23 protein-coding genes, 6 tRNA genes and 1 pseudogene are annotated in these 26,780 nt (G+C 60.1%); 12 read left to right on the top strand and 18 right to left on the bottom strand.

The window, feature by feature from the left end; all coding sequences use genetic code 11:
- Positions 1-17 precede the first annotated feature (17 nt).
- The 4 genes from HA46_RS06015 to HA46_RS06000 all read right to left on the bottom strand — a co-directional run bounded on the left by HA46_RS06015 (position 18) and on the right by HA46_RS06000 (position 404).
- Positions 18-93 (bottom strand) — tRNA-Lys (locus HA46_RS06015).
- Between the two features lie 4 nt (positions 94-97).
- Positions 98-173, bottom strand: a tRNA-Val gene (locus tag HA46_RS06010).
- A gap of 41 nt (positions 174-214) precedes the next feature.
- Positions 215-290 (bottom strand) — tRNA-Val (locus HA46_RS06005).
- Positions 291-328: 38 nt separating this feature from the next.
- Positions 329-404 (bottom strand) — tRNA-Val (locus HA46_RS06000).
- A 271-nt stretch (positions 405-675) separates the two neighbouring features.
- Between HA46_RS06000 and gltX the strand changes: the two genes are divergently transcribed.
- Entirely contained in the window at positions 676-2,091 is a 1,416-nt protein-coding gene (gene gltX / locus HA46_RS05995; RefSeq protein WP_084882936.1) for a glutamate--tRNA ligase, read from the top strand.
- A gap of 36 nt (positions 2,092-2,127) precedes the next feature.
- On the opposite strand, the gene HA46_RS05990 is transcribed toward gltX, so the two are convergent.
- A complete protein-coding gene (locus tag HA46_RS05990; protein WP_033791729.1) occupies positions 2,128-2,481 on the bottom strand; it encodes a YfeC-like transcriptional regulator in 354 nt (117 codons plus the stop codon).
- A gap of 109 nt (positions 2,482-2,590) precedes the next feature.
- On the bottom strand, positions 2,591-3,379 hold the full coding sequence (locus tag HA46_RS05985; RefSeq protein WP_033753670.1) for a formate/nitrite transporter family protein: 789 nt from the start codon (positions 3,377-3,379) through the stop codon (positions 2,591-2,593).
- Positions 3,380-3,731: 352 nt separating this feature from the next.
- Between HA46_RS05985 and HA46_RS05980 the strand changes: the two genes are divergently transcribed.
- Both HA46_RS05980 and HA46_RS05975 read left to right on the top strand, forming a co-directional pair.
- Positions 3,732-3,807: transfer RNA gene (locus HA46_RS05980), tRNA-Ala, on the top strand.
- 45 nt (positions 3,808-3,852) lie between these two features.
- Positions 3,853-3,928, top strand: a tRNA-Ala gene (locus HA46_RS05975).
- Between the two features lie 105 nt (positions 3,929-4,033).
- On the opposite strand, the gene HA46_RS05970 is transcribed toward HA46_RS05975, so the two are convergent.
- The 5 genes from HA46_RS05970 to HA46_RS05950 form a co-directional block, all read right to left on the bottom strand.
- Positions 4,034-5,647, bottom strand: coding sequence for a rhodanese homology domain-containing protein (locus tag HA46_RS05970; protein WP_084882933.1), 1,614 nt, complete (start codon positions 5,645-5,647; stop codon positions 4,034-4,036).
- Positions 5,640-6,230 carry a cysteine dioxygenase family protein gene (locus HA46_RS05965; protein WP_084882929.1) on the bottom strand — a complete coding sequence of 197 codons (591 nt, stop codon included), beginning with the start codon at positions 6,228-6,230 and terminating at the stop codon, positions 5,640-5,642. The genes HA46_RS05970 and HA46_RS05965 overlap by 8 nt, the downstream gene beginning before the upstream one ends.
- Positions 6,227-7,207 carry an ABC transporter substrate-binding protein gene (locus tag HA46_RS05960; RefSeq protein WP_033791724.1) on the bottom strand — a complete coding sequence of 327 codons (981 nt, stop codon included), beginning with the start codon at positions 7,205-7,207 and terminating at the stop codon, positions 6,227-6,229. Before HA46_RS05960 ends, HA46_RS05965 begins: the two co-directional genes overlap by 4 nt.
- Positions 7,207-8,292: an LLM class flavin-dependent oxidoreductase gene (locus tag HA46_RS05955; RefSeq protein WP_084882924.1), complete on the bottom strand. Its 1,086-nt coding sequence runs from the start codon at positions 8,290-8,292 to the stop codon at positions 7,207-7,209. Before HA46_RS05955 ends, HA46_RS05960 begins: the two co-directional genes overlap by 1 nt.
- Positions 8,293-8,479: 187 nt before the next feature.
- On the bottom strand, positions 8,480-9,670 hold the full coding sequence (locus HA46_RS05950) for a NupC/NupG family nucleoside CNT transporter (protein ID WP_033791720.1): 1,191 nt from the start codon (positions 9,668-9,670) through the stop codon (positions 8,480-8,482).
- 367 nt (positions 9,671-10,037) lie between these two features.
- Between HA46_RS05950 and HA46_RS05945 the strand changes: the two genes are divergently transcribed.
- Both HA46_RS05945 and HA46_RS05940 read left to right on the top strand, forming a co-directional pair.
- Positions 10,038-11,276, top strand: coding sequence for an Nramp family divalent metal transporter (locus tag HA46_RS05945; RefSeq protein ID WP_033791719.1), 1,239 nt, complete (start codon positions 10,038-10,040; stop codon positions 11,274-11,276).
- Positions 11,277-11,413: 137 nt separating this feature from the next.
- Positions 11,414-11,995 carry an NAD(P)H-dependent oxidoreductase gene (locus HA46_RS05940; RefSeq protein WP_033791718.1) on the top strand — a complete coding sequence of 194 codons (582 nt, stop codon included), beginning with the start codon at positions 11,414-11,416 and terminating at the stop codon, positions 11,993-11,995.
- Between the two features lie 54 nt (positions 11,996-12,049).
- On the opposite strand, the gene HA46_RS05935 is transcribed toward HA46_RS05940, so the two are convergent.
- Positions 12,050-12,406: a DUF2502 domain-containing protein gene (locus HA46_RS05935; RefSeq protein WP_033753650.1), complete on the bottom strand. Its 357-nt coding sequence runs from the start codon at positions 12,404-12,406 to the stop codon at positions 12,050-12,052.
- Positions 12,407-12,577: 171 nt separating this feature from the next.
- Entirely contained in the window at positions 12,578-13,567 is a 990-nt protein-coding gene (gene mgrA, locus HA46_RS05930; RefSeq protein ID WP_084882921.1) for an L-glyceraldehyde 3-phosphate reductase, read from the bottom strand.
- A gap of 216 nt (positions 13,568-13,783) precedes the next feature.
- Here mgrA and HA46_RS05925 point away from each other — a divergent pair, with 216 nt between their 5' ends.
- On the top strand, positions 13,784-15,436 hold the full coding sequence (locus HA46_RS05925) for a thiamine pyrophosphate-binding protein (protein WP_084882918.1): 1,653 nt from the start codon (positions 13,784-13,786) through the stop codon (positions 15,434-15,436).
- A gap of 157 nt (positions 15,437-15,593) precedes the next feature.
- Positions 15,594-16,559 (top strand): glucokinase, encoded by a 966-nt coding sequence (glk, locus tag HA46_RS05920; protein WP_033753641.1) that lies wholly within the window; start codon positions 15,594-15,596, stop codon positions 16,557-16,559.
- A 261-nt stretch (positions 16,560-16,820) separates the two neighbouring features.
- Here glk and HA46_RS05915 read toward each other — a convergent pair whose 3' ends face one another.
- Together HA46_RS05915 and HA46_RS05910 are read right to left on the bottom strand one after the other, a co-directional pair.
- Entirely contained in the window at positions 16,821-17,546 is a 726-nt protein-coding gene (locus HA46_RS05915) for a LytR/AlgR family response regulator transcription factor (protein ID WP_033791714.1), read from the bottom strand.
- Positions 17,543-19,235 (bottom strand): annotated as a pseudogene (locus HA46_RS05910) (LytS/YhcK type 5TM receptor domain-containing protein). The gene HA46_RS05915 and the pseudogene HA46_RS05910 overlap by 4 nt, the downstream one beginning before the upstream one ends.
- Before the next feature lie 260 nt (positions 19,236-19,495).
- Here HA46_RS05910 and HA46_RS05905 point away from each other — a divergent pair.
- Complete coding sequence (locus HA46_RS05905) at positions 19,496-20,020, top strand: GNAT family N-acetyltransferase (protein WP_033791713.1); 525 nt, start codon at positions 19,496-19,498, stop codon at positions 20,018-20,020.
- Positions 20,021-20,138: 118 nt separating this feature from the next.
- Positions 20,139-21,374 (top strand): alanine transaminase, encoded by a 1,236-nt coding sequence (gene alaC, locus HA46_RS05900; RefSeq protein ID WP_033791712.1) that lies wholly within the window; start codon positions 20,139-20,141, stop codon positions 21,372-21,374.
- 39 nt (positions 21,375-21,413) lie between these two features.
- Here alaC and ypdK read toward each other — a convergent pair whose 3' ends face one another.
- The 3 genes from ypdK to HA46_RS05890 form a co-directional block, all read right to left on the bottom strand.
- Positions 21,414-21,485 (bottom strand): membrane protein YpdK, encoded by a 72-nt coding sequence (ypdK, locus tag HA46_RS20735; RefSeq protein ID WP_102990980.1) that lies wholly within the window; start codon positions 21,483-21,485, stop codon positions 21,414-21,416.
- Positions 21,486-21,685: 200 nt separating this feature from the next.
- On the bottom strand, positions 21,686-22,714 hold the full coding sequence (locus HA46_RS05895) for an HlyD family secretion protein (RefSeq protein WP_084882913.1): 1,029 nt from the start codon (positions 22,712-22,714) through the stop codon (positions 21,686-21,688).
- A gap of 4 nt (positions 22,715-22,718) precedes the next feature.
- A complete protein-coding gene (locus tag HA46_RS05890; protein ID WP_084882909.1) occupies positions 22,719-24,344 on the bottom strand; it encodes an MFS transporter in 1,626 nt (541 codons plus the stop codon).
- A 146-nt stretch (positions 24,345-24,490) separates the two neighbouring features.
- On the opposite strand from HA46_RS05890, the gene HA46_RS05885 reads away from it, so the two are divergent.
- From HA46_RS05885 to HA46_RS05875, 3 genes are read left to right on the top strand one after another with little or no spacing between them, the layout of a single operon-like run.
- Positions 24,491-25,276: an IclR family transcriptional regulator gene (locus HA46_RS05885; RefSeq protein WP_084882904.1), complete on the top strand. Its 786-nt coding sequence runs from the start codon at positions 24,491-24,493 to the stop codon at positions 25,274-25,276.
- A gap of 6 nt (positions 25,277-25,282) precedes the next feature.
- Complete coding sequence (locus HA46_RS05880; protein ID WP_033791708.1) at positions 25,283-25,735, top strand: universal stress protein; 453 nt, start codon at positions 25,283-25,285, stop codon at positions 25,733-25,735.
- A 10-nt stretch (positions 25,736-25,745) separates the two neighbouring features.
- Positions 25,746-26,549, top strand: coding sequence for a hypothetical protein (locus HA46_RS05875; protein ID WP_084882901.1), 804 nt, complete (start codon positions 25,746-25,748; stop codon positions 26,547-26,549).
- Positions 26,550-26,780: the final 231 nt, after the last annotated feature.

The following is a 26,780-nucleotide window of genomic DNA, read 5'->3' as shown; positions in this document are numbered from 1 at the left end:
GGCGCTTTTTTCTGAATTGGTGGGTCGTGCAGGATTCGAACCTGCGACCAATTGATTAAAAGTCAACTGCTCTACCAACTGAGCTAACGACCCGAAGTGGTGGGTGATGACGGGCTCGAACCGCCGACCCCCTCCTTGTAAGGGAGATGCTCTACCAACTGAGCTAATCACCCACTTCGGTACTGCTTAACAAGAGCGTCATCTGACTGAGATATGGTGGGTGATGACGGGCTCGAACCGCCGACCCCCTCCTTGTAAGGGAGATGCTCTACCAACTGAGCTAATCACCCATATCTTATCTCTTGTTCACTGCGGGCCACCTTTAGAGTGGTGGGTGATGACGGGCTCGAACCGCCGACCCCCTCCTTGTAAGGGAGATGCTCTACCAACTGAGCTAATCACCCCCGCTGTGTGGAGTCGCATTATAGGGATCCTTCGAAGTGAGTCAACGCTTTTTAAAACTAAAATGCGCGTTCGCTTCAAAATTAGACATCACGCGCTGCTTTTAGCCAATGTGCTGGTTTTATTAGCAGAAACCCAGGGCTTAACGCTTTTGCGCAGGCGCGCGGTCATTGAGGATTCAACGCCAGGTGCTAGAATGTGCGCACGGTTTTTCGCGTCTAACCCGTTTTTTGTCATCCAGACATAAAACCTGCGCATCTAAGGCACTGCTGAATGAAAATCAAAACTCGCTTCGCGCCCAGCCCGACCGGCTACCTGCATGTCGGCGGCGCACGTACCGCGCTCTACTCCTGGCTCTTCGCTCGCCACCACCAGGGCGAATTCGTTCTGCGCATCGAGGATACCGATCTCGAGCGCTCAACGCCGGAAGCCATCGAAGCCATTATGGACGGCATGAACTGGCTGAACCTGGACTGGGATGAAGGCCCGTACTATCAGACCAAACGCTTCGACCGCTACAATGCCGTCATCGACGAGATGCTGGAGGCGGGCACCGCCTATAAATGCTACTGCTCAAAAGAGCGACTGGAACAGCTGCGTGAAACCCAGATGGCGAACGGCGAAAAGCCGCGCTACGACGGCCGCTGCCGCGACAGCCACGACCATCACGCGGCGGATGAGCCGTGCGTAGTGCGCTTTCGCAACCCGCAGGATGGATCGGTCATCTTTGACGACCAGATCCGCGGCCCGATCGAGTTCAGCAACCAGGAGCTGGATGACCTGATTATCCGCCGTACCGACGGTTCGCCGACCTATAACTTCTGCGTCGTCGTCGATGACTGGGATATGGGCATCACCCATGTGATTCGCGGCGAAGACCATATCAACAACACGCCGCGCCAGATCAACATCCTTAAAGCGATCGGCGCGCAGGTGCCGGTCTACGCGCACGTCTCGATGATCCTGGGCGACGACGGCAAAAAGCTCTCCAAGCGTCACGGCGCGGTCGGCGTGATGCAGTACCGCGACGACGGCTATCTGCCGGAAGCGCTGCTCAACTATCTGGTGCGTCTGGGCTGGTCCCATGGCGATCAGGAGATCTTCTCTGTTCCAGAGATGAAAGAGCTGTTTACGCTCGACGCCGTGAGCAAATCCGCCAGCGCGTTCAACACCGAAAAGCTGCAGTGGCTCAACCACCACTATATCAACACCCTGCCGCCGGAATATGTGGCGACCCATCTGCAGTGGCACATTGAACAGCAAAACATCGACACCCGCACCGGTCCGGAACTGGCGAAGCTGGTGACTCTGCTGGGTGAACGCTGCAAGACGCTAAAAGAGATGGCGGCTTCCTGCCATTACTTCTATGAAGAGTTCGACGCGTTCGATGCCGATGCGGCGAAAAAACATCTGCGCCCGGTGGCGCGCCAGCCGCTGGAAGTGGTGCGCGACAAACTGGCCGCTATTACCGACTGGACGGCAGAAAACGTTCACCATGCGATTCAGAGCGCGGCGGACGAGCTGGAAGTGGGGATGGGCAAGGTCGGCATGCCGCTGCGCGTCGCCGTGACCGGCGCCGGTCAGTCGCCGGGCCTGGACGTCACCGTCGAAACCATCGGACAGCGCCGTAGCGTGGCGCGGATCGAAAAAGCGCTGGCCTTTATCGCCGAACGCGAAGCGCAGGCCTGACAAACAAAAACCGGAAGCGCGATGCTTCCGGTTTTTTTATTCTTCGCTAATGCCCAGCCGCTGCAGCACGCCTTTAATCCCTTCGCGCAAAATCATTGCGGCAAGAAGATCCTGCTCATTCTGCGTCATTTGCTGTACAGAACTTAATAGTAACGCAGGTAAAGAATTTTGTTGCGCGGCGTAGGACGCGTTCGGCTCGTTCAGGTTACGCATGGACTGAATAAAGCTTTTCACGCGCTCGTCGATATGGATCAACCGCGCTTTACCGCCCTGTACGCCGGGCTTCGGCGTGGTGGTCCAGTTTTCACGCTTGATCCATTTATTCACAGTTTGCCGACTGTAACCTGTTTCGTTCGCAAGCTCTTCGGGGGTTAACCATTCCTTTTTCACGATGCTGTCCCTGTTTAATACATTAGTTCTACATATTACAGCAAATCGTAACGCGTGAAAGTAAGAGGAAGGGAAATTGCCTTTTGCCTTGCGACAAAAGGCAAAAAAATTACTGCGCAGTGCCGACCGCTTCAGCGGAAGGACGGAAGGCGAGGAAGTAGGCGAGGCCGACGAATACTGCGCCGCCGACGCCGTTGCCCAGGAACACGGCGACAAAATTCGGCAGATACTCCGCCCAGCTCAGCTGACCGGCGAAAATAGCCGCAGGCACGATAAACATGTTGGCGACGACGTGCTGGAAGCCGATGGCGACGAAGGCCATAACCGGAAACCACATGCCGAAGATTTTCCCTACTACATCTTTACTGGCGAAAGCGAGCCATACCGCCAGGCAAACCAGCCAGTTGCAGCCGATGCCGGAGATAAAGGCGTGCAGGAAGTCGGCGTGCACTTTTGCGCTGGCGATGGCGACGGTCTTCTTCAGGTAGTCGCCTTCTGTCATGCCGAGCATATGGCCGAAGAACCAGGCGATGGCCAGGCTGCCGATAAAGTTGGCGATAGTGACCCAGAACCAGTTGCGCAGCACGGCGAAACCGCTGATGCGACGCGCAAACCAGGCAACCGGCATTGTCATCATATTGCCGGTCAGCAGTTCGCCGCCCGCCAGTACGGTCAGGATCAAGCCCACCGGGAAGACGGCTGCGCCGAGCAGGCCGCCGAACGAGCCCCAGTCCGCCGGCAGCGAGTTAATCACGTGCAGGTCAAGCAGGAAGCCGGTGGCGATAAAGGCGCCAGCCATAAAGCCAAGAATTAATAACGTCGGAATGGAGGCGCGGCTTTTAGTGACGCCAGCCTGAATCGCCAGTTGAGCGATCTCTTTAGGTGAATGCAGCGACATAGTATCTCGAATATTATTGATAGTTGTGACAGGGATGGTGTTGTAATAAGGCGTGGGCAGCGATGACCACTTAATTAGCGGGCTAAGTTTTACACGGCTTTTAACGGAAAACAAGAAAAATCCTAAAGGCTGTTTAACCGTAATTTAACCTGACGCGGCAGGCGAAGAGAGACGTGACGCCTGCTGGTTAACCTCTTTTTTCGCGCTGAATAAAAGCGGCTGAAAACAGTGCGATCCGAGATTTGCCGCCTTTTTCAGCGATCAAACGCAGTTTTTCATTTTGCCGTTGACACCCTGAAGGCGGTTTCATATTATGCCGTCCGTCGAGAACATCCGACGGTTTTTTCGGTTCGGGGCTATAGCTCAGCTGGGAGAGCGCCTGCATGGCATGCAGGAGGTCAGCGGTTCGATCCCGCTTAGCTCCACCAAATCGCATCCCAACGATTTGGCACTGAAAAAACGATTCCAGATGTGGGGGTATAGCTCAGCTGGGAGAGCGCTTGCATGGCATGCAAGAGGTCAGCGGTTCGATCCCGCTTATCTCCACCATTTTCTTCGTCCTGATCTCTCAGGCACCTTCTAAACTCATCCGCAAATCTTACGCAAGCATTGCTGTGCGCAAAAAAAGAGCGACATCGCTGCCGCCCTGTTTAGTTACGCCGTTACGCTTTGTTTCTCTGGCTGCAGCACGCGAAAGCCATGCGTGCCGTCGCGATCCAGCTGCGCCACCAGACCATACTCCCAGTCAAGATAGGCCTGCATCACCGCCGGTTCGATATCGGTGCCTTCATAGGGGCGGCGATAGCGATCGATAGCGGGGGAGAGCAGCGCCTCTTCGCCAGCGTCAGTCGGCAGCCCGGCGCTGCGCCACGCGGCATTGCCGCCTTCCAGCACAAAGACCGGCTTGCCGGTCAGCGCCGCCACCTGTTGCACCGCATAGCCCGCCAGCAGGCTGCTGCCGCAGGTCAGGACATAGCGTTCGGCCGGCGGCAGCGTAGCCTTGCCCTGTTGTTGCAGAGTCGAGCGCAGCAGCCAGGCGGCGCCGGGAATATGGCTTTTAACGTGGTTAGCGCGCGTGGTGAAATCCAGCACCTGCGTATCGCCCTGTTTTATCCAGTCGTTCAGCTGCTGCGGAGAAATCGTCTCGGCCGCGGGCGCGGCCGGCACCTGCGCCGTCCACCCGCCGGCGGCGCTGAAATCCTGTGGTTGCAGCCCCTCCAGCACGGCGACTTCCCAGCCCATCTGCGCCAGCCAGGAGGCCGTCATGCTGGCGCGCACCCCGTCGTTGTCAGTCAACACGATACGCGCGCCGCGCACGCTGGCGTAGTGATCGGTCTCCTGCACCAGCTGTCCGCCCGGCACGTGACGGCTACCCGACAGATGCCCGGCGGCGTACTCGTCGGCGTCGCGCACGTCGAACAGATAGGTCGTGCGCGCCTCCTGCCGCCAGCGCGCCAGCGTCGTCGCGTCGATGCGCGTCACCCCGGCGCGATCCGCCACCTGACGCGCCTGCGCCGCCGCATGACGCTGCGCGGTTTCGCTGACGGCGCCGTAGCGGCGGCTCTGCTGCTGCTCAAGCGTCAGACCGGCCAGCGTCCAGCCGATGGTGCCGTTGCGCAGCGCGTAGACTGGATTGCGGATACCCGCGTTCACCAGCGACTGGGTGCCGATAATGCTGCGCGTGCGCCCTGCGCAGTTGACGATCACCGTGGTAGCCGGAGAGGGCGCGATATCGCGCACGCGCAGCACCAGCTCGCCGCCCGGCACGCTGATGCCGCCAGGGATCGACATGGTGTGGTATTCATCAAAGCGGCGCGCGTCGAGCACCACCACGTCGGCTTTGTCGCGCAGCAGCGCATCGACCTCTTCGGCCGCCAGCGACGGCGTATGATTATGATGTTCCACCAGCTCGCCGAAGGCTTTGCTCGGCGAATTCACATCGATAAACAGTTCGCCGCCCGCGTTGCGCCAGCCAGCCAAATCCTCTTTGAGCAGGCTGATATTGGTGTAGCCCCACGCCGCCGCGCGCTCCGCCGCAGCCTGCGCCAGCCCTTCGCCGTTGTCGTAAAGCGTAATCGCCGTATCGCGGCGAGGAAGGCGATCCAGCCACTCCAGCTCCAGCTTCGAGAGCGGAATATTCACCGCAAACAGCGGATGCCCTTGCGCATAGAGTGCCTCGTCGCGTACGTCCACCAGCGCCACTTCCTGCTGCTGGCGCAGCGCCTGCTGAATCTCTGCGGCGTCGCGTAGAGGAAAGGTTTTAGCCATGTGAAAGATCCCAGATGTTAGGCAAGTAGCGATTGCTGTAGCCGGAGATAAAAGGTTTTTCGCTGCCGTCTTCGCGATAAACCGCCCGTTTGACCGCGCCGATATTGGCGCCGTAGACGTGAATGCTGACAGAGACGCGATCGTCGAAGGCGTTGCTGACGCGATGGATATCGCCGACGCGCGGCGAGACCGCGTCAATCTCGCCAGGTTCCAGACGAACCAGCGCGCCGTCCGCGGCCAGCGCGCCGTTTTCCGCTTTGAAGCCCTGAGACACTTCCGCGCCGCGCAGCATGCCGATCAGTCCCCAGACGCGATGATCGTGCACCGGCGTTTGCTGGCCTGGGCCCCAGACAAAGCTCACTACCGAAAAGCGCTGCTGCGCGTCGGCATGGAGCAGATACTGCTGATAGTGCTGCGGATGCGGCTGGCTGAACGCCTCGTCCAGCCAGTCGTCGTGCAGCAGCAGCGGGCGCAGCAGCTCGCTGCCGCGCGCCAGAATAGTCGCCTCCTCCGGCTGCTGTTCGAGCAGAGCGGCGAGCTGCGCCACAAAGTCACGCAGTCGCTGGTGGTTAAGGTCGCTCACGATTTATTCTCCTGATAGTGCCGCGCCACCTGGTTAGCGCCGCTCGCCAGGCTGAAATCGAAGGCGCCGCTGACGTCGACGGCCTTCGGTAGCACCTGATAGCGATGGAAGAAGTCGGCGGATTTCTGCAGCGTCGCGATAAGCGAGGGATCGAACACCAGCGGGCGAATGCGCGCGTCGGCGATCCAGCTGCTGGTGATGGCGGTCGGCATATTTAGCGTCTTGCCCAGCGCCTGGGCGAACGGCTGCGGATGCTGCGCCGCCCACACCTGCGCCTTCGCCAGCCGCGTCAGCAGATCGGCGATAGCTTTACGTTTCTCCGGATCGGCCAGCGCCTCTTTACGCGCCAGCGCATAGGAGTAGCCCGACATAATGCCGTTGCCGCCGCCCTGCGGCACGCGCACCGTGCCGTCGATCTGGGTCGAGGTGGCGATGTAGGGCTCCCATGGCGCCCAGGCGGAAACCGCGCCGGAGGTAAGTGCCGCGCGGCCATCCACCGGGCCGAGGAAGCGCAGCGTCACCTCATCGGGTTTCAGGCCGGCGCGTTCCAGCAGGCCAAGGATCAGATAGTGTCCCCAGCCGCCGCGGTTGACGGCGATCTGCTTGCCTTTCAGATCCTTCAGGCTGTGGATCCCGGCGTCGGGACGCGTCAGCAGCGCGATGCTGTCGGGATTGTTCTGCCAGGCGCCGACCGCTTTAACCGGCGCGCCTGCGGCATAGACGAACAGGAAGGGCAGATCGCCGGTAAAGCCGACGTCCAGCGCCCCCGCATTCAGCGCCTCCTGCACCGGCGCGCCGGAGTCGAAGGCGGTGAGTTTCAAATCGTAAGGCAGATTATCGAGCTCGCCAGAGGCTTTCAGCGAGGCGAAGCGATCCCCTTTGACATCACCGAGGCGCAGCGTCACTTTCTCAGCGGCGAAAGCGGCATTGAGGCTCAGCGCCAGCGCGACACCGGCAAACAGGGCGGCGAGACGCATCAGGCGCTCCTCTTAACGCGCGTCAGCGCGGCGACTTTTTCGCGCGTCAGCGGCAGCAGCTCGCGGCCGTACTCAATCGCGTCGTTAAGCGGATCGAAGCCGCGGATCAGCACGCTGTCGATGCCCAGGTTGTAGTAATCCAGCAGCGCGTCGGAGACCTGATCCGCCGTGCCCACCAGCGCAGTGGAGTTGTAGCCGCCGCTCACCAGCTTCGCGACGCCGGTCCACAACACTTTATCGTGGCGGTCGCCTGCGTTAGCCGCCGCCAGCAGGCGCTGCGCGCCGACGCTTTGCGGTTTTGGCAGGCCAAAGGTGTAGCCCGATTCGGCCAGTTGCTTCTGCGCCGTTTGATAAATGTGTTCCGCCCGCTCCCAGGCCTCTTTCTCGGTCTTGCCGATAATCGGGCGGAAAGAGATATTGAATTTGATGTCGCGGCCTCTTTTCGCGGCAGCGGCGCGCACGGTTTGCACGGTTTCCGCCGCGCCCTGCAGCGGCTCGCCCCACAGCGCGAAGACGTCGGCGTGACGCGCGGCAACCTCGATCGCCTCCGGCGAAGAGCCGCCGAAGTAAACGGGCAGCTTGCTCTGCAGCGGCTTGATGGCGGAAAAAGCCTGTTCAGCCTGGTAAAACTCGCCTTTGTGGTCCCAGGCTTCCGCCGAGGTCAGGTTCTTTTTCAGCACGTGGAGAAATTCGTCGGTGCGCGCGTAGCGTTCCGCCTTGTTGAGGAAGTCGCCGTCGCGGCGCTGTTCGCTGTCGCTGCCGCCGCTGATGATATGCACCGCCAGACGTCCGTCGGTCAGGTGATCGAGCGACGCCAGCTTGCGCGCTGCCAGCGTCGGCGAGACGAAGCCGGGACGGTGCGCCAGTAAAAATTTAATGCGCGAGGTGTTCGCGGCGGCGTGCGCCGTCACTAAAAAACCGTCTGGTTGATCGGACCAGTAGCCCACCAGAATCCGATCGAATCCCGCCTCTTCGTGGGCGCGGGCGAAATCGGCAATGTAGTTTTTATCGAATAACGGCCCGCTGGCCGGAATGGTTTCAGAGGCCAGACGATGGCCGATCATGCCCAAAAATTGAATGCTCATGCGCTTCTCCCGATGTTGAGTAATGAAAAAACTACGGGGCGACGGGCAGGAGATGAAATTCGATATTGTGCAAAGGATTTGCGGGAATCGGGGAAGGGCGGCGCGGCGCGGCTGAGGCGACGCGGCAGGCGTTATATCAAGCAGGAATAATTAAGAATAAGGGCGAGAACCCGTCTCGCCCTTTTTATCAGAATGCCAGCACCAGACCGGCGATAGCGGCGGAGAGCACGCTGACCAGCGTTGAACCGTAGAGCAGCTTCAGGCCGAAGCGCGACACCACGTTGCCTTGCTCTTCGTTCAGGCCTTTGATGGCGCCAGCGACGATGCCGATAGACGAGAAGTTGGCGAAAGAGACCAGGAACACCGACAGAATGCCTTCAGAGTGCGGCGAAATCTGGCCCGCCAGCTTCTGCAGATCCATCATCGCGACGAACTCGTTGGAAACCAGCTTGGTGGCCATAATGCTGCCGACCTGCAGCGCTTCGTGAGCCGGCACGCCCATCACCCAGGCGAACGGATAGAAGACGTAGCCCAGCACGCCCTGGAAGCTGATGCCAAAGATAAAATCGAACAGCGCGTTCAGGCCGGAAATCAGCGCGATAAAGCCGATCAGCATTGCTGCGACGATAATCGCCACGCGGAAGCCGGCGAGGATATATTCGCCCAGCATTTCAAAGAAGCTCTGGCCTTTATGGATATCCTGCAGCTGCAGATCCTCTTCGCTGTCGACGCGGTAAGGGTTGATCAGCGACAGCACGATAAAGGTACTGAACATGTTAAGCACCAGCGCGGCGACCACATACTTCGGCTGCAGCATGGTCATATAGGCGCCGACGATCGACATGGAAACGGTCGACATCGCGGTTGCGGCCATAGTGTACATACGGCGCTGCGACATTTTGCCGAGGATATCCTTATAGGCGATAAAGTTTTCTGACTGTCCCAGAATCAGAGAGCTGACGGCGTTAAAGGATTCCAGCTTGCCCATGCCGTTGATTTTAGACAGCACGGTGCCGATGCCGCGGATCACCCATGGCAGAATGCGGAAATGCTGCAGAATGCCGATCAGCGCGGAGATAAAGACGATCGGGCAGAGCACGTTCAGGAAGAAGAAGGCGAGACCTTTGTCATTCATGTTGCCGAACACGAAATTGGTGCCTTCGCCCGCATACTTGAGCAGATGATCGAACAGACCGGCGAAGCCCTTCACGAACCCGAGACCCGCCTCGGAGTTGAGGAAGAACCACGCCAGCAGCACTTCAATGACCAGAAGCTGGACAATGTAGCGAATACGAATACTTTTACGGTCGTGGCTGACGAGTAACGCCAGCACGCCTACCACCACCAGTGCTAAAAGGAAGTGCAAAATATGGGACATGCTTGCTCCAGATTTGAGGAGGGTTGTAATTTGCTGCGTATTCTATGTAACGCGTTACTTAAAAACGAGATCAAATCCACATTATAAGGATTCACTATCACCCCTTTTCTCAGAAAACTCTCACCAGTCACAGCCTGTTCACAAAATGTTCACGCCTGATATCCACAAATTTATTGTCTATAATATGTCCGAAGCGTAGAGTGAATGCATTGCACATTTTTTAGCAAGCCTCGCTTTACCGTAAGGTATAGCAATGGCTATACTTTATAGCATCATCTATCACAACGATAACGATAATCTCATTTCACTTGCCGCGATCGGGCCATAAGCTGCCATGGTCAAAACGCGTTTAGACAGGTAGAGAAATATGTTTGAGAGCCGTACCGCCGAGCGCGCCGCTCGCGGAGCCCGCAAAATCAAGCTCGCGCTGCTGGGGCCGGCCTTTATCGCCGCCATCGGCTATATCGACCCAGGCAACTTCGCCACCAACATTCAGGCGGGCGCAGCCTACGGCTATAAGCTGCTGTGGGTGGTGGTCTGGGCCAATATCATGGCGATGGTCATTCAGCTGATGTCTGCCAAGCTCGGTATCGCCACCGGTAAAAACCTGGCTGAGCATATTCGCGATCGCTTTCCGCGGCCGGCGGTCTGGTTCTACTGGGTGCAGGCGGAAATCATCGCCATGGCGACCGATCTGGCGGAATTTATCGGCGCGGCGCTCGGCTTTAAGCTGCTGCTCGGGATTTCGCTGCTGCAGGGCGCGGTGCTGACGGGCGTGGCGACCTTCCTGATCCTAATGCTGCAAAGCCGCGGTCAGAAGCCGCTGGAGCTGGTAATCGGCAGCCTGCTGCTGTTCGTGGCGGCGGCCTATATCGTCGAACTCTTCTTTTCGCAGCCGAAGGTCAGCGAACTGGTGACCGGCATGGCGCTGCCGTCATTGCCTACCTCCGAGGCGGTCTTCCTGGCGGCCGGCGTGCTGGGCGCGACCATTATGCCGCACGTCATCTACCTTCACTCGGCCCTGACGCAGGGCGGCGAAAGCGGCAATAAAAGCCAGCGCTACTCCTCCACCAAGCTGGACGTGGCCATCGCCATGACCATCGCTGGCTTTGTCAATCTGGCGATGATGGCGACCGCCGCCGCCGCGTTCCACTTCAGCGGCCACAGCGGCATTGCCGAACTGGATCAGGCCTATCTGACGCTGACGCCGCTGCTTGGCCATGCGGCGGCGACGGTATTTGGCCTGAGCCTGGTCGCAGCGGGCCTCTCCTCTACCGTGGTAGGCACCCTGGCCGGTCAGGTAGTGATGCAGGGCTTTATCCGCTTCCATATTCCGCTCTGGGTACGCCGTCTGGTCACGATGCTGCCCTCGTTTATCGTGATTATGGCGGGCTGGGATCCGACGCGCATTCTGGTCATGAGCCAGGTGCTGCTGAGCTTCGGCATCGCGCTAGCGCTGGTGCCGCTGCTCTCCTTTACCGGCAATCGCGAGATTATGGGCGAGATGGTCAATTCGCGCCTGATGCAGAACGCCGGTCGCGCCATCGTGCTGCTGGTGGTGGCGCTCAACGCCTATCTGCTGATTGGCGAAATCCTCGGCCTGTAAAGGCCGCCGAAAACTGGCCCGATCTAGCCCGGGCCAGCTTCGCTTTTTAACCTCCCGTGCCGCCGCCTTAACAGCCCGCCTCAACTCATCTACTCTCGATATGCAGCCGTTTTCTCTTCTCTCACTGGAGTCAGGATATGCATTCACTGGTAGTGGTCGCCCATCCCGATCAAGATTCTTTTACCCACGCCGTCGCGCGAACGCTAACCAGCGAGATTCGCGCGCCGCACACGTTTGAAATCGCCGACCTGATAGCAGAGGGCTTCGATCCGCGCTACGCCGCCGCCGATCTGGCGCTGTTTCGCAGTGAGGCCGCGCCGCCCGCCGATGTGCTGGCCGAGCAAAAACGCATTGACGGCGCCGACGCGCTGGTGCTGGTGTATCCCGTTTACTGGTGGTCGTTTCCCGGCGTGCTGAAAGGCTGGATCGATCGCGTCTTTACCCACGGCTGGGCATATGATGAGACGCCCGACGGCAAAGTCGATAAAAAAATGGGCCGTCTGAAGGTGCATCTGCTGGGGATAGGCGGGGCGAATCTGCGCACCTATGCGCGGCGCGGCTACTATGCCGCGATGCGCACGCAGATCGACGAGGGCATTTTCGACTATGTCGGCGCAGCAGTGAAAACGTCGGAACTGATCTTGCTGCCCGACGCCGACTCGCCGGAGGCACATCTGGAAACGGCGCGGCAAATCGGACGTCGACTGTTCGTGGATTAAAGGCCGCCTTGCGCACGGTAGCGCGCAGCGGCTTTTAGCCATGCCGCCGCGTTATCAGTGATGGTGGTGGTCGTGGCGGTCGTGGCGGTCGTGGCGGTCGTGATGGCGCTGCGCTTCGCGCCAGTGGTGGCGACGTTCGCGCTCATGCCAGCGCCGCTCGCGCTCCCACTGCTGATGACGGCGCCACTCTTCATGGCGCCACCAGCGATGGTTGTTGTACTGATAGCGGTCGTTCCACCAGCGCGGCTCGCGCCAGCGGCCCCCGTCCCAGTAATAGCCGCGGCGATCCTGGTCTCCCAGATGCAGCGTTACGCCCGGCGCCAGGCTGATAGAGGCGCCGTCAGCCTGAGCGCTGTGGATCGCCAGAGGCGACAGGCAGGTCAGCAAAGCAGCAAAAATAGCAAATTTCATCTTATTCTCCTTATCAGCGACAGCGCCGCTGCGGTGCAGGCGTGACGCCCGCGCATTGCTTGTGTGGCAAGTTGAGTGTCGCTGACAATTGTGAGGAAAATCGGAAGAAAAAGAGGATTGAGACAATTCTGTTCGCAGAAATGCCCGGCGCGGCGGCCGGGCGGGCAAAGGTCAGATCAGCACGCCTTCAATAGCGGAGAGCTCGGCGATGGTGAAGTGGCGATTGGCCAGCATCTCCACCGCGTCGTCGATTTGCGCGGTTTTGCTTGCGCCGATCAGCACGGAGGTGACGCGCGCGTCGCGCAGCGTCCACGCCAGCGCCATCTGCGCCAGCTTCTGGCCGCGCTGCTGCGCAATCTCGTTCAGCTTGCGCACTTTTTCCATCTTCTCATCGGTAAGCTGATCTTCACGCAGGAACTTGCTGCCGCTCGCCACGCGCGAATCATCGGGAATGCCCTGCAGATAGCGGTCGGTCAGCACGCCGCCCGCCAGCGGAGAGAAGGCGATGCAGCCGACGCCGTTGTCGCCAAGCGTCTCCAGCAGGCCGTTTTCCGGGCCGCGTTCAAACAGCGAATAGCGCGGCTGATGGATCAGGCAGGGCGTGCCGAGATCGCGCAGGATGGCGATCGCTTCCGCCGCGCGATCCGCCGGATAGTTGGAGATGGCGGCATAGAGCGCCTTACCCTGGCGCACCACCTGATCCAGCGCGCGCATGGTCTCTTCCAGGGGCGTTTCCGGATCCGGACGATGGTGATAGAAGATGTCCACATACTCCAGTCCCATACGCTTCAGGCTCTGATCGAGGCTGGAGATGAGGTATTTTCGCGAGCCCCAGTCGCCGTACGGGCCGTCCCACATGGTGTAGCCCGCTTTGGTGGAGATCACCAGCTCGTCGCGAAAGGCGCGAAAATCTTCGCGCAGGATGCGGCCGAAGTTCTCTTCCGCCGAGCCCGGCGGCGGGCCGTAGTTGTTTGCCAGATCAAAATGGGTAATGCCGCGATCGAACGCGTGGCGCAGCAGCTCGCGGCTGTTGTCGACGCGCGTGTTGTCGCCAAAGTTATGCCACAGGCCAAGCGAAATTGCGGGCAGCTTTAGCCCGCTGCGGCCGCTGCGGCGATATTCCATCTGCTGATAACGACCGGGATGCGGAAGGTAGGTCATACGGCTTTCCTGTCTAAGGGAAGAATTTTCAAGCGCAAGAATAGCAGTGTATGCGTTTACACACAGTCACAATGGATCGCAGATCGCCTACTTACAGAATAATCCCCCATCGTAACGCCGGGTTGCCACTTTTTTGTTCAGGCGATTGCGCTGCTTTCTCGCCGCTTTGGCAGCATAGCGGATACTCAAACCAGACATTGGTGAAAGGAGTGGCATATGCAACGCTTTACCGTAGGAGATTATCTGCTGGCGCGCCTTCAGGAGATCGGCGTCGGCCATCTGTTTGGCGTGCCGGGCGACTATAACCTGCAGTTTCTCGATCGCGTGATCGCCCATCGGGATATCGGCTGGGTTGGCTGCGCCAATGAACTCAACGCGGCCTATGCGGCGGACGGCTATGCGCGCTGTCGCGGCGCGGCGGCGTTGCTCACCACCTTCGGCGTCGGCGAACTGAGCGCCATCAACGGCACGGCCGGCAGTTTCGCCGAGTATCTGCCGGTGATCCATATTGTGGGCGCACCCGCAAGCGAGGCGCAAAAGCGCGGCGACTGCGTGCACCATACGCTGGGCGACGGCGACTTCCGTCACTTTCTGCGCATGGCGGGCGAGGTCAGCGCAGCGACGGCGCAGCTTAGCCCAGGCAACGCCACGGCGGAAATCGATCGGGTGCTGGCCACGGCGATGCGCGAACAGCGGCCGGGCTACCTGATGCTGGCGGTCGATGTTGCGGAAGCTGAGGTGGCGCCGCCCGCCGCGCCGCTCGACGCCGCGCCGGGCTCTGGCGAACAGGCGCGGCAGGCTTTTCGCGCCGCCGCCGAACGACTGCTGCAACCGGCGCGACGGGTGGCGCTGCTGGCTGATTTTCTCGCCGCGCGCTGGCGCCAGCAGGCGGCGCTGGCCCGGCTCCGTCGGCTGCGCGCCGTTCCCTGCGCCACGCTGCTGATGGGCAAAGGCGTGCTGGACGAGCGCCAGCCGGGCTACGTTGGCACTTACGCCGCAGCGGGCAGCGAGCCCGGCATCTGCGAGTTGATTGAGCAGACCGATGTCACAATCTGCGTCGGCGTGCGCTTCACCGATACGCTGACGGCGGGCTTTACCCAAAACTTCGCCGCCTCGCGGCTGATCGATCTGCAGCCGTTCGCCGCCAGCGTTGCCGGAGAACGCTTCGGGCCGCTCAACATGGCAGATGCGCTAAGCGAGCTGGAGGCGCTGTTTGCGCGCTACGGCAAGGGCTGGGCGCTGGCGCCGCAGGTGCAGCCGGTCGAGACGGCGGACGCGTGCGCCGATATTAGCCAGAACGCTTTTTGGCAGGCGATGCAGCGCTTTCTCCAGCCGGGCGACATTATTCTCGCCGATCAGGGCACCGCCGCATTCGGCGCGGCGGCGCTGCGCTTGCCGCCCGGCGCGCAGCTGGTGGTACAGCCGCTCTGGGGCTCCATTGGCTATACTCTACCGGCAGCCTTCGGCGCGCAGATCGCCGCGCCCGCGCAGCGGGTGATCCTGATTATCGGCGACGGCTCGGCGCAGCTGACTATTCAGGAGCTGGGATCGATGCTGCGCGACGGGCAGACGCCGATTATTTTCCTGTTGAACAACGAGGGCTATACGGTGGAGCGCGCCATCCACGGCGCAACGCAGCGTTATAATGATATCGCGCAGTGGAACTGGACCGCGCTGCCGCAGGCGCTTTGTCTGCATGGACAGGCGCAGAGCTGGCGCGTCACCGAATGTGTGCAGCTGGATGAGGTAATGGCGCGTCTGCAGGCGCCCGGCTACCTGACGCTGGTCGAGGTCGTGATGCCGAAAGACGATCTGCCGCCGCTGTTGCATAAGGTGACGGCTTGCCTCGCGCAACGCAACGGAGGGTAAGATTCGGAGTGTTGCCGCTGTCAAGCGGCTTGCCGGACGGGTAGGCTGTGCTCACCACCTTCAACGCTCGTCTTTTGTCGCGGCGAGCGTTGTTGTTTTACCGGCAGACTTTTATAGTGTCCTGCATCTTAGGGACCCCAAGCGGAGCAACAAAAGAATGACAACTTATGCCCTGGTCGGCGACGTCGGCGGCACCAACGCCCGACTCGCCCTGTGTGAGGTGGAAACCGGCAGCATCTCCCAGGCCCAAACATTCTCAACTTCAGATTATGACAGCCTCGAAGCCGTCATCCGCCACTATCTCGGCGAGCAGCTGCAAAACGTTAAAGACGGCTGCATCGCCATTGCTTGTCCTATCACGGAAGACTGGGTCGAAATGACCAACCATGACTGGGCTTTTTCCACCAGCAAAATGAAAGCCAGCCTTGGCTTCGATCATCTTGAAATCATTAACGATTTCACCGCCGTTTCCATGGCGATCCCGATGCTGAAGGCTGAGCATGTGATTCAGTTCGGCGGCGGCGAGCCGGTGAAGGATAAGCCCATCGCGATTTACGGCGCGGGCACCGGACTCGGCGTCAGCCATCTGGTGCACGTCGACCGTCGCTGGGTCAGCTTGCCGGGCGAGGGCGGCCACGTCGACTTCGCCGCCAACAGCGATGAGGAAGATTTGATTCTGGAAGTGCTGCGCGCCGAGCTGGGCCACGTTTCCGCAGAGCGCGTGCTTTCCGGCGCCGGTCTGGTGAACCTCTACCGCGCTATCGTGAAGGCGGACAACCGCGTGCCGGAAAACCTCAAGCCGAAGGATGTCTCCGAACGCGCGCTGGCCGATAGCTGCACCGACTGCCGTCGCGCGCTGTCGCTGTTCTGCGTGATTATGGGACGTTTCGGCGGCAACCTTGCACTGAATCTCGGCACCTTCGGCGGCGTCTATATCGCCGGCGGCATCGTGCCGCGCTTCCTGGAGTTCTTTAAGGCCTCCGGCTTCCGCGCCGCCTTTGAGGACAAAGGGCGCTTCCGCGACTACGTTTCCCGCATCCCGGTCTATATGATCACCCACGATCAGCCTGGCCTGCTGGGCGCTGGCGCGCATCTGCGGCAGACGCTGGGGCGTATTCTGTAAATCCTTTCTGAAACGGCCCTCGGGCCGTTTTTTCATGCTGGCGCGGGTGACAGGAAGCGATCGCAAAGTCGCTTAAGGCATCCTTGCTCGCTCGGCCCGCGCGAATACGCACCTTTTCCCTGAGGTGCGCCCGTTACCGGGCCAACGCGCTGCGTTGTTCAAAAACGCTCCCGGCGTTTTTGTCCCTGTCGCGGGACGCTTTGCTCTCCGTTTCATATCACTCGCTGGTTAGCATTTACGCGCGCTGGCGCGGACAGTTGCCTACAGGCGCATCAGCTCGCGAAAGCGTTTTACTTTGCTGCGGCTGACCGGCACCTGAAACGCCAGATCGCGCAGTTTCAACAGGTAGGTATTGTTAAACCAGGGTTCTATCTCAGAGATTTTGCTCAGGTTGACGCAGTAAGAGCGATGGCAGCGGAAAAAACGCTGCTCCGGCAAACGGGCGCAGAATTCGCTGATGCTCATCGACATCACATAGGCCTCGCGCCGCGTATAGACGAACGTCAGCTTCTCATGCGCCTCCACGTAATAGATGTCGTCAATATCGGTCACGATAATGCGCTCATCCTTCACCAGATTCACCGTCTGCGGGCTCTGGTCGACCGGCGTCTGGGCGACGCTTTGCTGCTGCCCGGCCGCTTCCAGCTTGTTAAGCATGGTGACGATGCGCGCTTCGTGATAGGGCTTGAGAATATAGTCAAAGGCTTCCAGCTCGAAAGCCTCTACCGCATGATCTTTCCAGGCGGTGATAAACACGATCAGCGGCCGCTGCGCGAACTGGTGAATGTTTTGCGCCAGCAGCATGCCGTCCAGCGACGGGATATTGATATCGAGAAAAATGACGTCGACACGGTGCTGCTGCAAATATTTCAGCACCTCCAGCCCGTCGTCGAAACAGGCCTCGATCTCAATTTTGCTGTGCTGCTGAATCATCCAGCTCAGCTCCTGCTGCGCCAGAAATTCGTCTTCGACAATAATGGCTTTCATTGCACGCTCTCCGCGACGGCAAGGGGCGATTCGGTTAGCAACTGTCCGCTCTTGCTCAGGGTAAAGGCGATTTCGGTGCCGGGCTGCAGCCGGGTAATATCGAGCCCCTTGCCGGTCAGCAGTTTGACGCGGTGGTGCACATTCAGCAGGCCGATCTTATTGCCCGGCATCTCGTTATTCGCCACGCGACGCATGACTTCGTCGCTGATGCCCGGCCCGGTGTCGCGCACGGCGATCCGCACACGATCGCCGCACGCCTTAATGCTCAGCGTCACCACGCCTTTGCCGCGGCAGGGTTGGATGCCGTGCACGATGGCATTCTCCACCAGCGGCTGGATCAGCAGGCTGGGCAGCGAAAAGTGAAGATCGTCGTCAATGTCGTAGATCATCGACAGCTTGTCGCCAAAGCGCGCCTGTTCGATGGCGATATAATCTTTTACCTGCCACAGCTCGCGTTTGATATCGATGGTCTCGTCGTCGTTAAGCTCCAGGTTGTAGCGCAGATAGCGGGAAAGATTGATCACCAGCTGGCGCGCCGTATCGGGATTAAGGCGGATAGAGGAGTTAATGGCGTTCAGCGCGTTAAACAGAAAATGGGGATTGATTTTACTCTGCAGGGCGCGCAGTTCCGCTTTATTCGCCATTTCGCGCAGCTGCTCGGCGCGCGACACCTCCAGCTGGGTCGAGATGAGCTGCGACAGGCCGATCGCCATCTCTTTCAGCGAGCCGGTAATGCGGTGCGCGCGGCGGTAGTAAATCTTCAGGGTGCCGGTAACCTTGCCTTGCTCGCGCAGCGGAATAACGATCATCGAGTGAATATCCCTGGTGCGATGCGCCTCATCGTTGTTTTTGATGATGATTTTCCCGGTGGCCATCGCCTGCGCGGTGGTGGGGCTAATGCCGTCGTCGCCGTTCCGGTAGTTCTGCTCGCCGTAGCCGACGTAGGCGAGAATATGGGTCTTGTTGGTAATGGCGACGGCATCGGCGTTGATATCGTCACAGATAATCGCGCAGATGCGGCGCAGCGAGTCGCTGTTGACGTCGCGGAACAGCGGCAGCGTTTTGTTGGCGATCTCCAGCGCCAGTTTGGCCTGTCGCGCCGCAATCGCCTCTTTTTCGCCTTCGACGCTCTGCACCAGCAGCACGATCAGGCCGATGCTCGACGCGCCGAGGATCATCGGCAGCGCAATCTCCGACACAATCGCCAGGCCAAGCGACATCGGCTTCGCCCACAGCACGATCAGCAGCATGGTGAGGCTTTCGCACAGCATGCCGCCGATGATGCCGACGCGCCAGCGCTGCGCTTTCGGCACGCGGCGGTTGATGGCCCCGGCCACGCAGCCCGCAATAATGCTGGTGATCAAGCAGGGCACCGAGGTGACGCCGTGGATGTCGATCAGAAAACGGTGCAGCCCGGCGATCGCGCCGGTGGCGATGCCGACCCAGGGGCCGAACAGGATGCCGCCGGCCATCACCGCGATCACCCGCACGTTCAACAGCGAGCCGTCGACGTGAATGCCCGACCAGGTGCTGAAAAGCGCAAACAGTGAAAAAAATGGCGATAACGGCGGCTTTCTCCAGCGGCGCATGTTCATCTTTTTGCAGCAGCTGGCGGAAAAGCCGGGTGCGGGTCAGGAAGAAGAGGCAGATCAGCATCAGGGCGGCGCGGTCAAACACCGCCAACAGCATATCGAAGTGGGAGATCACAGCCAGCCTTCAGGTCATCACAGAGAGAGGCCTATGATAAAAAATGTGATCGCGATGCGCCAGTCTGCAAAAAGAGTGAGCGCTTCCTTCATGTTGTGGATCAATTTTCATGGCTGAAATGGTAAAAAGGGGAAACCTGAGTAGTAAAACAGGGAAGGTTTTTTCATTCGCCGCTGGCGAACGAGCCGATAGCGTTTTTTATTCAGACAGCCCTTATGGCTATCTGCACCGGGAGCAATTTCATGCAGTTAATCACGCCGCGTCTTACCCTTACCACCCTTAAGCCTGAAGACTGGCTGCTGTTCCGCGCCGTGCATGAAGACGCGGCCACCATGACCTGGGTCAGCGAAATTCCTGACGAGGCGGATTTGCGCCAGCGCTTCAACGAGCGTCTCGCGCCCTGGCAGGTCAGCAGTTTTCATATGCTCTGCGTGGTGGCGCGTCTGCGCGACAGCGGCGAGCCGATCGGCCTGTTCGGCTGCAGCCCGGAATGGCAGCCTTATCGTCAGGCGGAGGTGGGCTATATGCTGCTTCACCGGTTCTGCGGCCAGGGGTACGGCAGCGAAGCGCTGGCCGGGCTGAGCGACTTTCTGCTGAAAGCGGGTTTCCATAAGCTCAAGGCAATGGTGGTAGAAGGAAATGTGGCGTCGCGGCGTATTCTGGAGAAGAATGGCTATGTGCTGGAGGGGACTTTGCGGGATAATTATCTGCTAAACGGCGAATGGGTAAACGATTGGGTGTTTGGTCGACTGAATCCCGAAGATTAAAAAAATTTTATTCTCCTCTCGACAGGCGCGCGATCGCCGCGGTAAGGTCTTTTTTCGGTCACGGCTGTGACCTGCGTCGCTCGGACGGTCCGGGCGCTTACGTATTCAAGAGGACATTATGGCTGACAACAGCACACCCCGTCGTTTCTCGCGTATCGATCGCCTTCCCCCCTATGTGTTTAACATTACCGCTGAGTTGAAGATGGCTGCGCGTCGGCGCGGCGAAGATATCATCGACCTCTCGATGGGGAATCCTGACGGCCCTACGCCGCCGCATATCGTGGAAAAGCTCTGTCAGGTGGCGCAGCGTGAAGACACGCACGGCTACTCTACTTCGCGCGGCATTCCACGCCTGCGCCGCGCCATTTCGCGCTGGTACGCCGAGCGCTATCAGGTAGAGATCGATCCTGAATCCGAAGCTATTGTCACCATCGGATCGAAAGAGGGGCTGGCGCACCTGATGCTGGCGACGCTCGATCACGGCGATACGGTGCTGGTGCCGAATCCCAGCTACCCCATTCATATTTACGGCGCGGTGATCGCTGGCGCGCAGGTGCGTTCGGTGCCGCTGGTGGCGGGCATCGATTTCTTTGCCGAGCTGGAGCGGGCGATCCGTGAAAGCTATCCGAAGCCGAAAATGATGATCCTCGGCTTTCCGTCGAACCCCACCGCGCAGTGCGTAGAGCTGGACTTTTTCGAGCGGGTTATCGCGCTGGCGAAACAGTATAACGTGCTGGTGGTGCACGATCTCGCCTACGCCGATATCGTCTACGACGGCTGGAAAGCGCCTTCGATTATGCAGGTGCCCGGCGCGCGAGACGTGGCGGTGGAATTTTTCACGCTGTCGAAAAGCTACAACATGGCGGGCTGGCGCATCGGGTTTATGGTGGGCAACAAAGAGCTGGTCGCCGCGCTGGCGCGCATCAAAAGCTATCACGACTATGGCACCTTTACGCCGCTGCAGGTGGCGGCCATCGCCGCGCTGGAAGGCGATCAGCAGTGCGTGCGCGACATCGCCGAGCAGTACAAGCGTCGCCGCGACGTGCTGGTAAAAGGGCTGCATGAGGCGGGCTGGATGGTGGATAACCCCAAAGCCTCGATGTACGTCTGGGCGAAAATCCCCGATCGCTACGCCGCGCTCGGCTCGCTGGAGTTCGCTAAAAAGCTGCTGCAGGAGGCGAAGGTGTGCGTTTCGCCCGGCGTCGGCTTCGGCGACTACGGCGATACCCATGTGCGTTTCGCGCTGATAGAGAACAGCGATCGTATTCGGCAGGCGGTGAGGGGCATTAAAGCGATGTTTCGCGCGGACGGCATTTTGCCGGGCAGCGTAAAAGCGGTTGAAGAAGCAGAGTAAAGCAAAGCGGGGCGACAGCACTGTCGCCCCTGGCTGGCGCTACAGCATCAGCACAAATGTGCCGAGCCAAAGCAGCGCAAAGAAAGAGATTCCCATCAAGGCGTATTTCACAGACAACTCCTCTGAGCGGTTACGACGATAGCGATCCCAGGCCAGCGCAACGCGAACAGAATGAGAAAAACGCATCAGGTCATCATCGCCTCAGGCATTTTCTCAGGTCGTTCCGAGTAACTCAGAACAGGATCGAACGCTAATTTACGCGTAATTGATCCTAAAATAAATAGCACCAGTGTGAGAGATTCATCACGTTTTTACTCTACTTCAATCTCCGGGATCGCCGACATACCAACCCGCAGCTTCGACAGGTCGGGCTGGTCCGTATCCAGCACGATTTTAACCGGAAGGCGCTGGACGACCTTAGTATAGTTACCTGTCGCGTTATCGGGCGAAATGGCCGAAAAAGTCGCGCCGGTCGCGGGCGCGATGCTGTCGACATGGCCGGTGAAACGCTTGCCCGGCAGCGCATCGACGGCAACCTGCACCCGCTGTCCCTGGCGCACATCGCTGAGCTGCGTCTCCAGGAAATTCGCCGTGATATAGGTCTGCTGCAGCGGCACCACCGCCAGCAGCCGCGTCCCGGCGGAAACGTAGGCGCCGACGCGCGCCGCGCGCTGGCCCACCATGCCGTCCACCGGCGCGACGATGCGCGTATAGGAGAGGTTCAGGCGCGCCTGATCCACGTTCGCCTGCGCCGCCGCCACGTCTGCCCGCGCCTGTCGCACCGCCGCCTGCAGCACGCCGATCTCTTTCATCGCGGAAACCACCGCCGCCTGGCTCTGACGCACCGTCGCCGCGGCGGAGCGCTGAGTCGAGCTGGCCTTCTGCTGGTCGTCGGCGGCGATAATGCCGCTTTTATACAGGCGGTTATAGCGATCGGCGTTCTGACCGGCATACTGCGCGGTCGCCTGGCTGGCCGCCAGAGTCGCTTTCGACTGCTCGATGGCCGACTGCTGCTGCTCCAGCTGCGCCTGGCTGCTGAGCAGTTTCGCCTCGCTGACCTGCAGATCCGCTTCGGCGCTCTCCAGCGCCACGCGATAATCGCGATCGTCCAGCGTCGCCAGCACGTCGCCCGCTTTTACCTGCTGGTTATCCTGTACCTTCACCTCGGCGATATAGCCTGACACTTTCGGCGCCACCAGCGTGTAGTCGGCGTTGACGTAAGCGTCGTTGGTGCGGTGATCGTTGCCGGTGAGGGCTGACCAGATAAAAAACGCGATGGCCAGCAAAACCAGCAACAGCAGGCTCAGCAGCACGGTTTTTCTCATTACTAAAGCACGCATAATCTTATTTTCTCGATGTCGAAGAGGCAGGTTGAATCAGGGTTTGCGGCGGCCAGACGCGCTTCGGCAGCCAGGCAGTCAGCAATAACAGCAGCGCGGCGAACGCGATCAGCAGCAGCCAGCTGTCGCTCAGACCGAGCACGGTGGCCTGATGACGCACCAGCGTGGCGAAGCCGCTCAGGTTCTCGCTGCTGCTGATACTACCGTCCATCAGCAGCGGATGGCTGGCGCTGGCGTCGGCGCTGCTCGGCGCGCTCATCAGCCAGGGGCGGCTGGCGGCCTGGTCCAGCAAAATGTTGGAGTGGATCTTCTCGCGGTGGCTAAGGAAAACCTCCACCAGCACCGAGGCCGCGACGCTAGAGAAGCCGCGCACGGTATTAAACATCGCCGAGGCGAAGGGGCCTTCCGGCGGCGCCACCACGCTGGTGGCGCTCATCAGAATCGGCAGGATCACCATCGGCTGCCCGAACGCCTGCAAAAGTTGCAGCGTCCAGAAGTTCTGGCGCGCCCAGTCGCTGGTGATCTGCGCGCCGAGCAGACAGGCGGTCACCAGCAAGACGACGCCCGCCGCCAGCACCCAGCGGCAGTCGATCCAGCGGATATTCAACAGCGCGGCGACCAGCGGCGCGATCAACAGCTGCGGCAGGCCGACGGTTAACGCCAGCGGCGCGAACTGCAGGGTGCGGAAGCCCTCTACCTGACCGAAGTAGGCGGAGGGCAGCGCCGAGCCGGAGAGCGAAACGATTAGCACGGTCGCCAGCGCCAGCAGGCCGTGCGTCAGATTGCGGCGCGACAGCATCTGCAGCCGAAACAGCGGCAGTGGATGAAACCATTCGTTGATCAGAAACACCAGCAGCAGCGGCGCGGCGGCCAGCAGCATGGCGGCGATCAGCGGCGACTCGAACCAGTCCAGCCGTTCGCCCTGGGTAAGGGCCAGCACCAGCAGCGCCATGCCGCTGCATCCGGTAAGCATGCCGAACAGGTCGATCTGCTTAAAACGTTCAAGGCGCAGCGGATCCTGCGGCAGGCCCCAGCCGAACAGCAGCATGGCGATCAGCATCAGCGGCACCACCTGCCAGAAAACAAACATCCAGCTAACGTCGTCCGTCCAAAACGCCGCCAGCGAGGCGGCCATATTGGGGCCGAAGGTGGCCGTGAGCGCATAGCCGCCCAGCCCGTAAAGCTTAAGCGGCGGCGGCAGAAAGCGCAGCGCCACTGTCATCAGCATCGGCGGCAGCGCGCCGCCGAACAGACCCTGCAGCACGCGCAGGGCGATAAAGCTGCCTGGCGAAGGCGCCAGCGGCAGCAGAATGCCGCACAGCATAAAGCCGGTCGATACCGTTAGCGAAAAGCGGCGTAGCGAGAAGGTAACGGCAAACCAGGGCGCGATCATCATCGCCGCCACTTCGGCGGCCTGATAGGCCGAGACGATCCAGCTGCCCTGGTCATAGCTGACGCCGATGGCGGCGCGAATATCCGCCAGTGCGATATCGGTGACGCGGTCGTTAAGGCCCGAGGTCAGCGCGGCGATAAGCACCCCGACCAGGCCCAGCGCCAGACGAAGCGTAAAAGGGTGCGGCGTCGGCGCAGCAGCAGCAGCAGCAGCAGCAGCAGCAGGCTGAGCGTTCATAGCAGGTTTCTCATTATTATGATGCAGTGTATTGCGATGTGATACAGGCTGCGATCTTACATTTCGATATGCTGTATTGCAATGTGGTACATGCTGTAAATCGTGCCTTTTTCGCGGTAGAGTAGGGCAGCTGAAAAGGACGACTCATGGCAAAACTTCCATCCAGCCGCGAGGATGAAAAATCGGGCGGTATCCAGGTGATCGCCCGCGCGGCAAACATTCTTAACGCGCTGGGAGAGCATCCCGGCGGTATGAGCCTGGGCGAAATCGCGCAGGCGGTGGATCTGCCGCGCTCCACGGTGCAGCGCATCGTCGCCGCGCTCGACAACGCCCAGCTGGTGCGCAGCAGCGGCGCAGGCGGGTTGCGCCTGGGTCCGGCGCTGCTGAAACTGATCTCCAGCGTGCATACCGACGTGGTTGATCTGATGCGGCCCAAGCTGGAAGCGCTCTGCGCGGCGACCAATGAAACGGTTTCGCTGTCGCGCGCCAGCGGCACGCAGCTGACTATCATTCACTATGTGGTAGCGTCACGCGAACTGCGCGTGGTGCCGCGCATGGGGCTGAACCTGCCGCTCTACAGCACCTCCGGCGGCCGCGCGCTGCTGGCGCTGGAGTGCGACGACGATGTGTGCCTGATGGTGGGCGAAGCCTGGCCCGAGCTAACGGATAAAACTGTCAAAACGCTGCCGCAGCTGTTGACGCTGATTCATGAGGTGCGTAAAACCGGCATCTCCTACGATCGCGGCGAAACCCTTGAAGGTATTTCTACCATGGCGGTGGCGCTGGATACGCTATTCGGCCGCTTCTCTGTCTCTCTGCTGGTGCCCACCTCGCGTTTTCAAAAAAACGAAGCGGCGTACCGCGAAGAGATGCTCAGGTGCAAAGAGGCGCTGATACGCGAAATCGGCAAGACCGCCGCTGTTGAAGGATAAACTCTGATGAAAACACTGCTGATGGCTGTTGATAATTCGCCGGTCGCCCAGAAGGTGATCGCCACGGCGATAGAGGAAGCGCTGGCGCACAAGGCGCAGGTTGTGGTGCTCTGCTGCGTCGATCCCGCCTACTCCTCCTGCAACCAGCCGATCGATATTACCGCCGGCGAAGATCCGGAAGATTTCGCCATGGCGCAGGATGAGCAGAACACCGCCGAGCTGGTGGTGCGTCACGCGCTGGCGCCGCTGCTGCGCGCCGGTGTCGACGCGCGCGGATTGATCGTCGCGGGCGAAGCGGCGGATACCATCGTCGCCCAGTCGCAGCAGCTTAACGCGCAGATGATCATTATGGGGCGCCGCCATCTTTCCTCTTTTAACCGCCTGCTGAAGGGATCGGTGAGCGCGGCGGTGATCGAGCGCGCCCACTGTCCGGTATTAATCGACGTTCGTAAGGATTGAGCAACTTCGCATGACCTCGCTGTGGATCGTCACGCTGGCCGCCTTCGTGCTGCTGGCGCTTATCATCGTCGTTCTGATTAAAACCACCCGGCTGCGCGCCTGGCAGGGGATGCTGCTTTTCCTGCTGCCGCTGCTGCTGGCGAACCTGCTCTGGTTCAGCTGGCTGAAGCCGCAGCAGCAGCACGCGGCGCAGCAGCAGGCGGCGATTGATTATCTGGTGAAAATGCCGGGCTATCGCGTGTTGCCAACGCAGGAGCCAGCGCTGTGGCAGCTGCTGGTGCAGGAGCTGCAGCTTAGGCTGCGCCGCGGCGAAGCGCCGCAGCAGGCGGCGGGCGAGCTGCGCGGCTGGCTGGCCGATCTGATAAATCAGCGGGTGATGCGCGCGCCGGATGCGGCAGTGGTCAACTATATCCGCGCCTCGGTCAATGTCATGCAGGCGCTGGGCCAGCGCGATCCGCAGCTCTGTTTCCGCTTTCTTTATCCGCAGGTGAGCGGCGGGGTCAATCTGGCCAAAACGCTGTCGCCGACGCTCAACGCCCAGGACGCGGCAGCGATGGAGCAGCTTTTGCTGTCGAGCCGCGGCGCCGATTTGCCGGTAGATCAGCCGCAGGCGCAGCACGATTTACAGCGCATCGTAGCGGATCTCTATAAGAAATGGGGCGACAAACTGCAGCAGCTCAATATGCCCGCCGATACCGCTGTCGATCGCTCCTCTATGTGCGCCATGTCCGTGGATCTCTACAGCGCCATCCTCGCATTGCCGGACAAACACGCCGCGAATCTGTTGCGTAGAATGGTCGCTCTCTCTGGCTGACGGGCGAAAAAAAGCCCGCTTAGCACGGGCTTAAAGTAAATCTGAATGTCTTCTTGGGAATAACCTGGTGTGGTGCAGACGCTGTTTTGTCTGAAAGCATCTTCTCACCCTTTAAGTGATAGAGATAACCGTTTGGTAATATCACTTTAATCGGTGAAAGCTTGCATTTGTAGCATCAAGTTGGGCAGTTTTCCGATAGTCGACGCCAGCGCTGCGGCTTAAACTGCCGCA

The organism is Pantoea septica (assembly GCF_002095575.1).
GTDB classification, from domain to species: domain Bacteria; phylum Pseudomonadota; class Gammaproteobacteria; order Enterobacterales; family Enterobacteriaceae; genus Pantoea; species Pantoea septica.
The sequence above is the reverse complement of the archived record's forward strand: the minus strand, read 5'-3'. Positions and strand labels throughout refer to the sequence as shown.

What these genes read in the sequence shown, in the direction of transcription:
- gltX (WP_084882936.1), top strand. Translation starts at nt 676, where the DNA reads ATGAAAATCAAAACTCGCTTCGCGCCCAGCCCGACCGGCTACCTGCAT.
- HA46_RS05985 (WP_033753670.1), bottom strand. Translation starts at nt 3,379, where the DNA reads ATGTCGCTGCATTCACCTAAAGAGATCGCTCAACTGGCGATTCAGGCT.
- HA46_RS05970 (WP_084882933.1), bottom strand. Translation starts at nt 5,647, where the DNA reads ATGGCTAAAACCTTTCCTCTACGCGACGCCGCAGAGATTCAGCAGGCG.
- HA46_RS05960 (WP_033791724.1), bottom strand. Translation starts at nt 7,207, where the DNA reads ATGCGTCTCGCCGCCCTGTTTGCCGGTGTCGCGCTGGCGCTGAGCCTC.
- HA46_RS05955 (WP_084882924.1), bottom strand. Translation starts at nt 8,292, where the DNA reads ATGAGCATTCAATTTTTGGGCATGATCGGCCATCGTCTGGCCTCTGAA.
- HA46_RS05950 (WP_033791720.1), bottom strand. Translation starts at nt 9,670, where the DNA reads ATGTCCCATATTTTGCACTTCCTTTTAGCACTGGTGGTGGTAGGCGTG.
- HA46_RS05945 (WP_033791719.1), top strand. Translation starts at nt 10,038, where the DNA reads ATGTTTGAGAGCCGTACCGCCGAGCGCGCCGCTCGCGGAGCCCGCAAA.
- HA46_RS05940 (WP_033791718.1), top strand. Translation starts at nt 11,414, where the DNA reads ATGCATTCACTGGTAGTGGTCGCCCATCCCGATCAAGATTCTTTTACC.
- HA46_RS05935 (WP_033753650.1), bottom strand. Translation starts at nt 12,406, where the DNA reads ATGAAATTTGCTATTTTTGCTGCTTTGCTGACCTGCCTGTCGCCTCTG.
- mgrA (WP_084882921.1), bottom strand. Translation starts at nt 13,567, where the DNA reads ATGACCTACCTTCCGCATCCCGGTCGTTATCAGCAGATGGAATATCGC.
- HA46_RS05925 (WP_084882918.1), top strand. Translation starts at nt 13,784, where the DNA reads ATGCAACGCTTTACCGTAGGAGATTATCTGCTGGCGCGCCTTCAGGAG.
- glk (WP_033753641.1), top strand. Translation starts at nt 15,594, where the DNA reads ATGACAACTTATGCCCTGGTCGGCGACGTCGGCGGCACCAACGCCCGA.
- HA46_RS05915 (WP_033791714.1), bottom strand. Translation starts at nt 17,546, where the DNA reads ATGAAAGCCATTATTGTCGAAGACGAATTTCTGGCGCAGCAGGAGCTG.
- HA46_RS05905 (WP_033791713.1), top strand. Translation starts at nt 19,496, where the DNA reads ATGCAGTTAATCACGCCGCGTCTTACCCTTACCACCCTTAAGCCTGAA.
- alaC (WP_033791712.1), top strand. Translation starts at nt 20,139, where the DNA reads ATGGCTGACAACAGCACACCCCGTCGTTTCTCGCGTATCGATCGCCTT.
- HA46_RS05895 (WP_084882913.1), bottom strand. Translation starts at nt 22,714, where the DNA reads ATGCGTGCTTTAGTAATGAGAAAAACCGTGCTGCTGAGCCTGCTGTTG.
- HA46_RS05890 (WP_084882909.1), bottom strand. Translation starts at nt 24,344, where the DNA reads ATGAACGCTCAGCCTGCTGCTGCTGCTGCTGCTGCTGCTGCTGCGCCG.
- HA46_RS05885 (WP_084882904.1), top strand. Translation starts at nt 24,491, where the DNA reads ATGGCAAAACTTCCATCCAGCCGCGAGGATGAAAAATCGGGCGGTATC.
- HA46_RS05880 (WP_033791708.1), top strand. Translation starts at nt 25,283, where the DNA reads ATGAAAACACTGCTGATGGCTGTTGATAATTCGCCGGTCGCCCAGAAG.
- HA46_RS05875 (WP_084882901.1), top strand. Translation starts at nt 25,746, where the DNA reads ATGACCTCGCTGTGGATCGTCACGCTGGCCGCCTTCGTGCTGCTGGCG.